9 protein-coding genes are annotated in these 11,908 nt (G+C 67.6%); 7 read left to right on the forward strand and 2 right to left on the reverse strand.

What is annotated here, in order from left to right; genetic code table 11:
• The first annotated feature begins 26 nt into the window (after positions 1–26).
• Positions 27–920 (forward strand): NAD-dependent epimerase/dehydratase family protein, encoded by an 894-nt coding sequence (locus tag D7T59_RS06570; RefSeq protein ID WP_180853192.1) that lies wholly within the window; start codon positions 27–29, stop codon positions 918–920.
• Between the two features lie 209 nt (positions 921–1,129).
• A complete protein-coding gene (locus D7T59_RS21390; protein ID WP_180853193.1) occupies positions 1,130–3,661 on the forward strand; it encodes a methyl-accepting chemotaxis protein in 2,532 nt (843 codons plus the stop codon).
• Positions 3,662–3,753: 92 nt separating this feature from the next.
• On the opposite strand, the gene D7T59_RS06580 is transcribed toward D7T59_RS21390, so the two are convergent.
• Positions 3,754–4,140 (reverse strand): DUF2628 domain-containing protein, encoded by a 387-nt coding sequence (locus D7T59_RS06580; protein WP_180853194.1) that lies wholly within the window; start codon positions 4,138–4,140, stop codon positions 3,754–3,756.
• Positions 4,141–4,356: 216 nt separating this feature from the next.
• Here D7T59_RS06580 and D7T59_RS06585 point away from each other — a divergent pair, with 216 nt between their 5' ends.
• A complete protein-coding gene (locus D7T59_RS06585) occupies positions 4,357–4,530 on the forward strand; it encodes a hypothetical protein (RefSeq protein ID WP_005411154.1) in 174 nt (57 codons plus the stop codon).
• 60 nt (positions 4,531–4,590) lie between these two features.
• Here D7T59_RS06585 and D7T59_RS06590 read toward each other — a convergent pair whose 3' ends face one another.
• Positions 4,591–6,636, reverse strand: a complete 2,046-nt coding sequence (locus D7T59_RS06590; protein WP_180853195.1) for a TonB-dependent receptor domain-containing protein — start codon at positions 6,634–6,636, stop codon at positions 4,591–4,593.
• A 495-nt stretch (positions 6,637–7,131) separates the two neighbouring features.
• Between D7T59_RS06590 and mdoH the strand changes: the two genes are divergently transcribed.
• Genes mdoH through D7T59_RS06610 form a run of 4 tightly spaced genes read left to right on the forward strand, consistent with a single transcriptional unit; the run spans position 7,132 to position 11,556 of the window.
• On the forward strand, positions 7,132–9,057 hold the full coding sequence (gene mdoH / locus D7T59_RS06595) for a glucans biosynthesis glucosyltransferase MdoH (RefSeq protein WP_180853196.1): 1,926 nt from the start codon (positions 7,132–7,134) through the stop codon (positions 9,055–9,057).
• A gap of 50 nt (positions 9,058–9,107) precedes the next feature.
• Positions 9,108–9,767, forward strand: a complete 660-nt coding sequence (locus tag D7T59_RS06600; RefSeq protein WP_180853197.1) for an alpha/beta hydrolase — start codon at positions 9,108–9,110, stop codon at positions 9,765–9,767.
• Between the two features lie 3 nt (positions 9,768–9,770).
• Positions 9,771–10,814, forward strand: a complete 1,044-nt coding sequence (locus tag D7T59_RS06605; RefSeq protein WP_180853198.1) for a sensor histidine kinase — start codon at positions 9,771–9,773, stop codon at positions 10,812–10,814.
• Positions 10,815–10,824: 10 nt separating this feature from the next.
• The gene (locus tag D7T59_RS06610) at positions 10,825–11,556 is read left to right on the forward strand and encodes a LytR/AlgR family response regulator transcription factor (protein WP_099554690.1); all 732 of its coding nucleotides are present in this window, start codon (positions 10,825–10,827) and stop codon (positions 11,554–11,556) included.
• Positions 11,557–11,908: the final 352 nt, after the last annotated feature.

Genomic DNA, 11,908 nt, shown 5'->3' on the forward strand with positions numbered 1-11,908 from the left:
CCGGGCGCTTCGAGTGAATGGACTCAATGAAGATTCTGTTGACCGGCAGTTCCGGGCGGATCGGGCGCGCGATCTTCGGCGCGTTGGCGGCTGCCCATGAAGTGGTGGGCCTGGACCGCAGCCCGTTCGCCACCACGCGCATCATTGCCGATGTCACCGATCATCAAGCCGTCGTGCGCGCGGTGCAGGGCGTCGACGCGGTCATCCATACCGCGGCCCTGCATGCGCCGCACGTTGGCCTGGTACCGGACGCGGTGTTCCAGCAGATCAACGTGGACGCGACTGCGCACCTGCTGCAGGCGGCGCGCGAGGCAGGAGCACGGCGGTTCGTGTTGACCAGTACCACCGCGCTGTACGGCCACGCAGTGGTGGCAGGCGGATGCCGCTGGATCGATGAGGATACCGAACCATTGCCGCGAACGATCTACCACCGCAGCAAGCTGCAGGCCGAGGCCCTGGCTGAAGCTGCGGCCGCACCGGACTTCGGCGTGCGCGTGCTGCGGATGGGGCGCTGCTTCCCGGAACCGCCGGAACGCATGGCGATGTTCCGGTTGCATCGTGGGATCGACGCCCGTGACGTGGCCAGTGCCCATGCCGCGCTGCTGCTGGATGAGGGGCCGGCCTTCGCCCGCTACATCGCCTGCGCAGCGACCCCGTTCCGGCGCGAGGATTGCCTGGAACTGGCCACCCAGCCGCGCAACATACTGGCCCGGCGCGTGCCGCAGCTGCTGGCCGAGTTCGAGCGCCGCGGCTGGCCGTTGCCGCTGAGCGTGGACCGCGTCTACGACAGCGCCCGCATCCGCAGGGAGCTGGGGTGGCAACCGCGTTTCGGGCCGGACGCTGTGCTGCAGCAGTACGCCGCAGGCAGCATCGAGGTGTTGCCACGCGCGGAGTGGATCAAAGATCGGGTGGCCGAATAGGGGACGCCGGGTCGGGTTGCTGTCCCGTCCCTGAGTGCATTCAGGAATGTGTATGCCGGTCGCCTCAACCTCGTTGGCAGGCGGCCGCTAACCCGGTGCGCTTCCTGCGCCGGGCGGGTCCCGGCGGCCGGTGGCCTGCGCGACGGATCGCGCGCCTGCGCGGTGCCCTCGCGGTGCCGGTCGTCCTGAACTGCCTTGCGGACCCCTCCATGCCTTCTTCCCGTTCCGTCGCTGCCCGCCGTCCGGGCAGCATCGCCCACAAGCTGATGCTGGGCACCGCCGTCATCGCGCTGCTGTGCTTCGGCCTGACGGCGTTCCTGATCTATCGCCAGGCCAGTGCCAGCCTGATCGATGCCTCGCGCCAGACCATGACCAGCGAGGCCAACGCCGAAGCGCGCCAGGTCGCCGCCGACCTGGGCACGGCGTTCGCCAGCAACGATGCCATGGTCGAAGCCGTGCTTGCACAGCGTGCGCGGGGTGACGTGCCTGATCGCGCCAGCCTGGCGGCCGTGCTCGGTGAGCAGCTGCGCACCCACCCGGAATGGCTGGGCAAGAGCACCATGTGGCAGGCCGATGCCTTCGATGGCAAGGATGCCGAGTTCGCCAATACCGAGATGCACGATGCCAGCGGCCGCTACATGAGCTACTGGGCCTGGCATGACGGCAAGCCACAGCAGTCGGCCATGACCGACTACACCGAAGCTGCCGACGGTTCGGCCGACTGGTACGTGGTGCCCAGCCGCGACAAGCTGCCCAAGGTCAGTGAACCCTATGCCTACGACATCGCCGGCCAGCAGGTGCTGATGAGCACGTTGAGCTCGCCGATCGTCGAGAACGGTGCCTTCCTTGGCGTGTTCACCGTCGACTTCTCGCTGGCGGCGCTGCAGAAGCACCTGGCGACGCTGACGCCGATGGGCGCGGGTCGTGTCGAGCTGCTTTCGCCCAAGGGCGTGGTGCTGGCGTCGGCGAACGCTGCCGAGATCGGCAAGCCACGCAGCGATGCACTGACCCGCAGCATGCTGGCCGACATCGCCGCCGACCGCAGGTTCGAGGCCTTCACCCCGGACGCGGCCGGCAATGTGCGCGTGTACGTGCCGCTGCGCGTGGGCAATGCCCCGCAGCGCTTCGCACTGGGCGTGGTGATGCCGCATGCGGTGATCGTCGCCGAGGCGCGCCAGCTGCTGTGGCTGGCGTTGCTGGTTGGCGTGGTGGCCGCGCTGACCCTCAGCGCAGGTGTCTACGTGCTGCTGCGCCGCCTGGCGATCCGCCCGTTGGCCGAAGCGGTGCGGGTGGCGGGTGACGTTGCCGCCGGCAAACTCGACAGCACCTTGCCTGCGCGCAGCAACGACGAAGTGGGCCGCCTGCTGGAGGCGATGCAGGGCATGCGCGGACAGCTGCAGGCGGTGATGGCCGCGCAGGCGGAAATGGCGCGCCGCCACGATGCCGGCGAGCTGAGCTACCGCATGGACGCCACTGCCTTCCCCGGCGAGTACGGACGCATGGTGGCCGACAGCAACCAGCTGGTGGCCTCCAGCAATGCGGTCACCCAGCGCCTGGTCGAGGTGATGCAGCGTTACGCGGTGGGTGACCTCAGCGTGGACATGGACGCGCTGCCGGGCGAAAAGGCGGTGTTCACTGCTGCAATGGCCACCACCAAGAGCAACCTGGCCGCGATCAACGAGCAGATCCAGCAGCTGGCCGCCGCCGCCGCCGCCGGCGACTTCGCTGTACGCGGCGACGCCCAGCGCTTCGATCACGATTTCCGCCGCATGGTGGAAACCCTCAACACCATGATGCAGGTCAGCGATCACAACCTGGCCGAGCTGTCGACGCTGCTGCGCGCGATCGCCGCAGGTGACCTCAGCGCGCGCATGCAGGGCGACTTCCATGGCGTGTTCGCGGTGATGCGCGACGATGCCAACAGCACCGTGCAGCAGTTGACCCAGATCGTCGGGCAGATCCAGCAGTCGGCGGCCAGCATCCGCCTGGCGGCGGGCGAGATCGCTGCAGGCAACAGCGATCTCTCGCGTCGTACCGAGCAGCAGGCCGCCAACCTGGAAGAAACCGCCGCCTCGATGGAGGAGCTCACCTCCACCGTGCGCCAGAACGCCGACCACGCACTGCAGGCCAATACCCTGGCCGGTTCCGCCGCTGGCGTTGCCAGCGAGGGCGGGGAAGTGGTCAACCAGGTGGTGCAGACCATGGAGCAGATCGAGGCATCGTCGCAGCGCATCGCCGAGATCATTTCGGTGATCGACGGCATCGCCTTCCAGACCAACATCCTGGCGTTGAATGCGGCGGTGGAAGCGGCGCGGGCCGGTGAGCAGGGCCGCGGCTTCGCCGTGGTCGCCAGCGAAGTACGCGCACTGGCGCAACGTTCGGCGGGCGCAGCGAAGGAGATCAAGGAACTGATCGACGCCTCCGTGGCGCAGGTCGGTGCCGGTGCACAGCTGGTGCACGGTGCGGGCCGTACGATGCAGGCCATCGTTGGCCAGGTGGGACGGGTCAACGAGATCATGGCCGAGATCTCGGCCGCGTCGCGCGAGCAGTCCGCCGGCATCGAACAGGTCAACCAGACCGTGGTGCAGATGGACGAGACCACACAGCAGAATGCCGCACTGGTGGAAGAAGCCAGTGCCGCCGCGCGTGCGATGGAAGAACAGGCCGAGCAGCTGGCCGTGGCGGTCTCGCGCTTCCGCCTGCAGGCCGAGCCGGTGGCTGCGGCACGCCGCGCGGCCTGAGTTCTGCTACGTATCCATGAAAACGCCCGGCCAAGGCCGGGCGTCGTCGTTTCAGCTGCTCACAATGCTCCGGATCCGCTGACTGCCTCGGCTCAGAACATCCCTTCGAACGGGTTCCAGCTGGCCTTGCCCTTCACCTGCTCCAGGTAGTAGCTGTAGTTGGTGCTGGAGGCGACCAGGAAGTTCATGGCGATGAACACGGCACGGGCCACGATGTCGGGCAGGAACAGGGTCACGACGGCCAGCGCGATGTTGATGCCGATCACCACCAGCGCCTTGCGCCACATGCCCAGGATGAACAGGTAGATGGCACCGAAGAAGAAGGCGAAGAAGTTGATGTTGACCTTCAGGCGGTCGCCGAAGGACAGCGCCTTCCAGGCCTGCTTGAAGCCGGGTTCCTTGGGCGCGCCGTGCTGCTGGAAGAAGTTGAAGCGGAACTGCCACTTCGGGCTGAAGCGGGAGAGGTCGACTGCGTTCATTGACGTACACGTCCTTGTGGGAAAACGATTACATGATACGGGGTGGCCGGTTCAGGAAGCCACCCTGCAGCGTCAGAAATGTGACGCTCAATGCGCTATGGCCGTGCGGCGAGGGCGCGCACCGTCACCCACCCGCCTTGTTTTTAGGATAGGGTGCGCAGTTCCGCTGCCGCCCCAGCTGAATCCGGGCGGCAGCGGGATGTCCATGGAGGCTGCATGACCACACCTGCTACACCGGAAAACGCACCGGGACCGGTGCTCCTGCCGACACCTGAAGTGGTGCAGGCACAACAGCTGCTCGCACGCCAGCAACTGGCGGTGGCGATGGACCGTGCACGCACGGCCGCTACGCAGAGCGCGGCGCCCGCCGCCGCACTGGAAAGCGAGTAACCCGCAACACCGCCGATCGCGCTGGCCTGCCGCCAGCGCGATCGCGGCGCGTGCCGCCGGTCAGAAGCGCGCGGTCATGCTCAGGAAGTAGCTGCGCCCGGCCACGAAGTAGTCGGTGGAGCCTTCCGCATACAGCTTCTTGTCGGCCAGGTTGCTGACGCCGCCGCGCAGGGTCAGTACCTCGTTGACATTCCAGGCCGCGGTCAGGTCATACAGGGTGTAGGCCTTGAGGAAGGTCGTCGCCGTGCCGGTCTGCTTGCCGGTGTACTGCGCCGACAGGCTGCTGGAAAACACCGTGTTCGGCGTCCAGTCCAGCGACGAGTAGCCCGAGAACTCCGGCGTATCGATCAGGTTCCTGCCGGTGGTCAGGTTCTTGGCTTCCTTCATCCAGGTCGCCGAGGTGCGCCAGCGCCAGTGCTCGCCGAAGCGGAAATTGAGGTTGCCTTCCATGCCGCTGGTGCGCGCGCGCTGCACGTTGCTCATGCGCGTCCACCAGATGCCGTTGAACCTGCCCAGCGGTGCGTACTCGATCTTGTTCCTGAAGTCGGTATGGAAATAGGTCAGGCCGGCATCGACCAGGTCGTTGTCGAAGCTGATGCCGATCTCGCGGTTGGTGCTGGTCTCCGGGTCCAGGTCCGGGTTGCCGGCCATGTAGCAGCCGCCGCGGGTATAGCCCAACGGGATCAGCGAGGTGCAGCCACGACCGCCGGACTGGGTGGCGGCGGTGGCGGAGTTCTCGGTCAGGCTGGGGGCGCGGAAGCCCTTGGAAACGCCACCGCGGATGGTCCATTGCTCGGCCGGATGCCAGACCAGGTAGGCGCGCGGGCTGACATGGCCACCGAACTTCTCATGGTGGTCCAGGCGCGCGCCCAGGGTCAGCGCCAGGGTGCGGTGCAGCTTCAGTTCGTCTTCGACGAACAGGGCCCAGGTATCCACTTCCAGATCGGAGCCGCTGACGGCATTGCCGGCATAGTCGATCGGCGCGCGGCCGATGGTGTCGGTGTTGGTCAGCTCCTGGCGCTTCCACTGGCCACCCACGGCGAACTGGTGTTCAACGCCGAGGGTGAACGGCGTGGTCAGGCTGCCCTCGATGATCGTATCGGTCGCTTCGGAACGGCCGGTAGCACCGATGTCGTTCTTGTACTCGGTCCAGTACGCACTGATCTTCGAATTGCCGAAGCGCCACTTGCCATCGTGGTTGAGCGCCAGCGAGCTGCGCTTGAGTTCGCTGGCACCCCAGGCGCCTTCGTCCTGCTTTTCCAGCGAGGCGTCGATGAAGGCCTGCTGCACGCCATGGCCGGCTTCCAGCGACAGTTCCTGCGCGTCGCTCAGCTTCCACTGCAGCAACGCGTCGACATTGCGATCCTTCTCGCCGGCGTAGGCGTTGCCGTAGACACCACCGTTGGACTGGTCCGAGTCGCGGCGCATGCTGTTGGCACCGATGCGCAGGCCGAAGCGCTCGCCGAGCGGGCCGGAGAAGGTGGCGCCGATCTGCTGGGTGTCACCGCGCTTGTCATCGCCGGGGCGGGTATAGCTGTGCGTGGCGCTGCCGTTCCATTCGTCGCCGATGCGCCGGGTGATGATGTTGATCACGCCGCCCATCGCATCGGAGCCATACAGCGACGACATCGGCCCGCGCACCACTTCGATGCGCTCGATCTGGTCGGGCGAAATCCAGTTCAGATCCTGGCGGCCCAGGTCTGGCCGGTAGTTGGTCGACGCCGAGCTGCCCATGCGCTTGCCGTCCACCAGCACCAGCGTGTAGTTGGACGGCATGCCGCGCAGCTTGATCTTGGACTGCTCGCCGACGGCGCTGAGGCCGCCGGTCACGCCGGGCACGCGGCTGAGCAGGGTGGCCAGGTCGTGCACCGGCTGGCGCGCGATGTCCTCGCGGCTGATCACGCTGATGCTGGCCGGGGCATCCTTGATCCATTGCTGGTTGCCCGAGGCGGTGACCACCACGGTATCCAGATCCTTGGTGGAGGCATCGGCGCTGGCCTCTGCGGCGGCAAGGCCGGGCACGGTCAGCAGGCAGGCGGTGGCCAGGGCACTGGCCAGGCGGGTGCGCGACAGGCGCGCGGAACGGGAACGGAACAGCTGGGACATGACGGCTTCCATCGGAGGAGGGGGACCGGATGGAAGCAACGGGCGCACGCAGACACGCAGGCAGGCCCCCCTTCCATGGGTCGTAGGGCGCACGGTTCGGGCCGGCGCAGCTGGGTGGGTCTCAGCCGTTCGGAAGACGGTGACCTGCCTGGTTAATGAAATGATAACCGTTCGCGTTTGTTACGATCCAGTACCCGGTGTCACGAAGTGACATCCCGCTGCGCGGCACGCCATCGCCTGCTGTTTGCTGAATGGGGATAAATCCCGGCGTAGACCTTCGCACTCGGCTTACATCCGGCGCCCTAGACTGGGCCGCATTTTCGATTCCGCCCCGTTGGAGATCGTGTGGGTTCCGGTAGTGACAGACAGCGACTGTGCGGCCAAGGGCCGGCACAGCCAGGACAAGTGCGGGCGCCGGGAAGGCGCGCCGGGAACCTTCGCGCATGCAGCCCGGCCGGGACGGCCGGCCATGCCGACCGTGGGGAGTAAGCGGTGATGGGGGGTCAAACCATCCACGCGGAAGCGGATGCGCCCCGGCTCGACGCCGGCTGGGCGCTGCTGCCCGACGAATCACCGCTGCCGATGCCCGAACAGACCCTGCGCGAAGGCGCGTTGAAGGTCCGTCGGCACCGTACCTCGCCACGCCTGATCGGCCTGCGCCGGTTCTACATCTTCGGCGGCACCCTGGCCATGACCGCCATCGCCACCCGCATGATGTGGCGGGTGCTGTCGGCCAATGGCATCAGCGTGCTGGAAGCCTGCCTGCTGGTGCTGTTTGTCGGCCTGTTCGCCTGGATCGCGCTGTCCTTTGCCAGCGCCGTGGCCGGCTTCCTGACCGCCGTGTTCGACCGCGGCTATCGCCTCGGCATCGACCCGGACAAGCCGCTGCCGACCGTGCACAGCCGCACCGCGCTGCTGATGCCGACCTACAACGAGGATCCGCGCCGACTGCTGGCGGGCCTGCAGGCGATCTACGAGTCGGTGGCCGCCACCGGCCAGCTCGAACGCTTCGACTTCTTCGTGCTCAGCGATACCCGGCGCGAGGACATCGCACGCGCCGAGGAGCAGGTATTCGCCGAACTGCGCGACCGCGTGCCGGACGGGCAGACGCGGCTGTTCTACCGCCGCCGTGGCGACAACAGCGGGCGCAAGGCCGGCAACATCGCCGACTGGGTGCGCCGCTTCGGTGGCGCCTACCCGCAGATGCTGATCCTGGACGCCGACAGCCTGATGACCGGCGACAGCATCGTGCGCCTGGTGGCCGGCATGGAACACAACGCCGATGTCGGCCTGATCCAGACCCTGCCGTCGGTGATCGGTGGCCGCACCCTGTTCGCCCGCATGCAGCAGTTCGGCGGTCGCGTGTACGGCCCGGTGATCGCCCGTGGGGTGGCCTGGTGGCACGGCGCCGAGAGCAACTACTGGGGCCACAACGCGATCATCCGCACCCGCGCCTTCGCCGACCACGCCGGCCTGCCGGCGCTGCCGGGGCGCAAGCCGTTCGGCGGCCACGTGCTCAGCCATGATTTCGTCGAAGCGGCGCTGATGCGGCGTGGCGGTTGGGCTGCGCACATGGTGCCGTACCTGGGTGGCAGCTATGAAGAAGGTCCGCCGACGCTGACCGACCTGCTGGTGCGCGACCGCCGCTGGTGCCAGGGCAACCTGCAGCACGGCAAGGTGGTCGGCAGCCGCGGCCTGCACTGGATCAGCCGCACGCACATGCTGATCGGCATCGGCCACTATTTCACCGCGCCGATGTGGGCGATGCTGATGCTGATCGGCATCGCCATTCCGCTGTTCCAGGAAGGCATCGACTTCAACGCCCTGCTGCACCTGTCGCCCAGCGTGTACTGGCGTGCCCAGGATGAGGAACAGGTGGTACGCCTGTTCGCCGCCACCATGGCGGTGCTGCTGCTGCCCAAGGTGCTGGGCTACCTGGCGATGCTGCTGGACCCGGTCGACCGCCGCGGCTGCGGCGGTGCGATCCGTGCGTTCGTGTCGATGCTGGTGGAGACCGTGCTGGCCGCGCTGATGGCGCCGGTGGTGATGTACGTGCAGTCGCGCGGCGTGGCCGAAGTGTTGTCCGGCCGCGATTCCGGCTGGGACGCACAGCAGCGTGACGACGGCGGCATCTCGTGGCTGGCCCTGGTCCGCGGCTACGGTGGCCTGGGTGTGTTCGGCGCCTTCATGGGCCTGCTGGCCTGGGCGGTATCGCCGTCGCTGGCGGCGTGGATGGCGCCGGTGGTGATCGGCATGGTGCTGGCGGTGCCGGTGGTGGCGCTGACCTCCTCGCGTGGCCCGGGTGCCTTCCTGCACCGTCTTGGCCTGCTCGATATCCCCGAGGAGAACATCCCGCCGCCGGTGCTGGTGCGTGCGGCGCAACTGCGCCGGGAAGCAGCCGAGCAACCGCCGCTGTACTGATCCCCATGTGCCAGCGGCATAATGCGGCTCGAACTTGAAGGAGCCGCATCATGCTGCAAACGGTGGAACAGGAAACCGGCGCCTCGCCGCAGTGGTCGGTGATCTGGCTGCACGGCCTCGGTGCCGACGGCCATGACTTCGCGCCGATCGTGCCGGAACTGGTGCGCCCGCACTGGCCGGCGTTGCGCTTCGTGTTCCCGCATGCACCGGTGCGGCCGATCACGATCAACAACGGCGTGCCGATGCGCGGCTGGTACGACATCGTCGGCATGGACTTCCGCTCGCGTGCCGACATGGCCGGCGTACAGGAATCGGTGCAGCAGCTGGACGCGCTGATCGCACGCGAGATCGAGCGCGGCATTGCGCCGGAGAAGATCTTCCTGGCCGGCTTCTCGCAGGGCGGGGCAATCATCCTCACCGCTGCACTGTCGCGCACCGCGCCGCTGGCCGGCCTGATTGCACTGTCCACCTACCTGCCCGAAGCCGAGAGCGCCAAGCGCGTTGATGGTGCCGTGCAGGTGTCGGTGTTCATGGCCCATGGCAGCAGCGACCCGGTGATTCCGCAGGCGGTGGCCGTACACAGCGCGCAGGCATTGCAGGCGCTGGGCCTGGAAGTGGAATGGCACAGCTACCCGATGGCCCACCAGGTCTGCGCCGAAGAGATCCAGGCACTGGGTGACTGGCTGCAGGAACGGCTGGGCGCCGCCTGAGCCATGTCTCCGGCCAGCACGCCGCCGTGGATGCCGGAACTGTGCCGCCTGCCGCGGCTGGCGGCGATGCTCGGCCTGGCCGAGCTGGTGGTGGTGGTGCTGGCGTTGGCGCCCGATGGCAGCCGTCACTGGACCTTCGGCGAACTGTTGTCGGCCAGTGGCTTCGCGCTGTGGCTTGCGCTGGCGGTGACCGCCAGCCTGTGCCTGCTGCGGCAGGCACTGTCGAGGCTGCCGCAGGTGCTGGGCGCCGTCGCGGCGATCGTGCTGGCGACCCTGATCGCGGTGGTCTGTGCCGGCATCGTGCATGCGCTGTACGCGGTACTGGGCGACAACTTCGCCCGTGGCATCAGCTTCTGGCGCTTCACCCTCGGCAGTGCGGCAACCACGGCACTGATCGCCGCGCTGGCCTTGCGCTACTTCTATGTGAGCGATCGCTGGGCCGCGCAGGTGCAGGCCAACGCGCGTGCCCAGGCCGACGCGCTGCAGGCGCGGATCCGCCCGCATTTCCTGTTCAACAGCATGAACCTGATCGCCAGCCTGCTGCATCGCGATCCGGCCGTGGCCGAACGCGCGGTGCTGGATCTGTCCGATCTGTTCCGTGCTGCCCTGGGCGCAGGTGAGGGCGACTCCACCCTGCGTGACGAATGCGAGCTGGCCGAACGCTATCTGTCGATAGAATCGCTGCGCCTCGGCGAGCGCCTGCAGGTGCGCTGGCAACGCGATGAGCCGCTGCCGTGGGACCTGCCACTGCCGAGGCTGGTACTGCAGCCGCTGGTGGAAAACGCAGTGCTGCATGGCATTTCACGCCTGCCCGAGGGCGGCACCATCGAATTGCAGCTGGTGCGCGAAGGCAGTGAGCTGCAGATCCGCGTGCGCAATCCCGCGCCCGATCCGCAGACGCCGGGGTTGGCGCTGGCGCGTGGTGCCGGCCATGCCCAGCACAGCATCGGTCATCGGCTTGCCTGGCGCTTCGGCAGCGCCGCGCGGATGACGGCTGGCTGGAGCGAGGGCTACTATGCCTGCCAGGTGACAGTGCCGATCCAGTGAGGGGACGATCGTGAGGGTAGTCATCGCCGATGACGAACCGCTGGCGCGCGAGCGCCTGCGCAGCCTGCTGGCGGCGCAGGACGGCGTGGATGTGGTGGCCGAGGCCGGCAACGGCGAGCAGGCCCTGCATGCGTGCGCGGAGCTGCAGCCGGACCTGGTCCTGCTGGACATCGCGATGCCCGGGCTGGACGGCCTGGAGGCGGCGCGCCATCTGGCCAGCTTCGAACCGCGCCCGGCGGTGGTGTTCTGCACCGCTTACGACGCGCACGCCCTGTCGGCGTTTGAAGCGGCGGCGATCGATTACCTGATGAAGCCGGTCCGCGCCGAGCGCCTGGCCGCGGCGATCGCACGTGCACGCACGTTCCTGGCCGGCCGTGATGGCCAACCGCAGGGCAGCGGCGGGCAGCAGGCGCGCAGCATGCTGTGCGCACGCCTGCGTGGCAGCCTGCGGCTGATCCCGCTGGACGACATCCACTACCTGCAGGCCGAAGAGAAGTACGTGGTGGTGCATCATGCGCGCGGCGAAGACCTGATCGAGGAGTCGCTGAAATCGCTGGAGGAGGAATTCGCCAGCCGTTTCATCCGCATCCATCGCAACTGCCTGGTGGCGCGCCACGAACTGGTCGAACTGCGCCGTGGTACTGGCGGGCAGGTGCAGGCGGTACTGCGGCATGGCAAGCAGCCGCTGGAGGTCAGCCGCCGCTGCGTGGCGACGCTGAAGCAGGAACTGCGGCACCTGTGAGGGTTCCGCGCGGCCTGCGGCCGCGACTGCTTACAGATCAACATCAAGATCAAGATCAACAGCAGGTTGGTCGGCTCGTTGTTCTTACGTGCTGGGTCGGGCCGGGGTGGGGTGGCGGGACACGCTGTAAACCCATCCATGGGGGCTCGATGGCGCCTTGCACGTGTGCGCAATCCTGCGCACACGGCAAGACCGGGGTTGGGCGTCCTGCCCAACCCGCCCGAGGCATGCCTCGGGCCCATGGCGCCAACGGTCCCGCCCGCCCATCCCGCCTCACCCTCACGAACTTCCCGGTGACGGACAGCAAGAGCATTGGTGTTATCGGCTTGGAAAGAGGGGTSAGATACCATTT

It is taken from the genome of Stenotrophomonas maltophilia, assembly GCF_013464915.1.
Classification (GTDB): domain Bacteria; phylum Pseudomonadota; class Gammaproteobacteria; order Xanthomonadales; family Xanthomonadaceae; genus Stenotrophomonas; species Stenotrophomonas maltophilia_AT.

Excerpts from the sequence above, each read along its gene's own strand:
- D7T59_RS06570 (WP_180853192.1), top strand. The coding sequence starts at position 27 with ATGAAGATTCTGTTGACCGGCAGTTCCGGGCGGATCGGGCGCGCGATC.
- D7T59_RS21390 (WP_180853193.1), top strand. The coding sequence starts at position 1,130 with ATGCCTTCTTCCCGTTCCGTCGCTGCCCGCCGTCCGGGCAGCATCGCC.
- D7T59_RS06580 (WP_180853194.1), bottom strand. The coding sequence starts at position 4,140 with ATGAACGCAGTCGACCTCTCCCGCTTCAGCCCGAAGTGGCAGTTCCGC.
- D7T59_RS06585 (WP_005411154.1), top strand. The coding sequence starts at position 4,357 with ATGACCACACCTGCTACACCGGAAAACGCACCGGGACCGGTGCTCCTG.
- D7T59_RS06590 (WP_180853195.1), bottom strand. The coding sequence starts at position 6,636 with ATGTCCCAGCTGTTCCGTTCCCGTTCCGCGCGCCTGTCGCGCACCCGC.
- mdoH (WP_180853196.1), top strand. The coding sequence starts at position 7,132 with ATGGGGGGTCAAACCATCCACGCGGAAGCGGATGCGCCCCGGCTCGAC.
- D7T59_RS06600 (WP_180853197.1), top strand. The coding sequence starts at position 9,108 with ATGCTGCAAACGGTGGAACAGGAAACCGGCGCCTCGCCGCAGTGGTCG.
- D7T59_RS06605 (WP_180853198.1), top strand. The coding sequence starts at position 9,771 with ATGTCTCCGGCCAGCACGCCGCCGTGGATGCCGGAACTGTGCCGCCTG.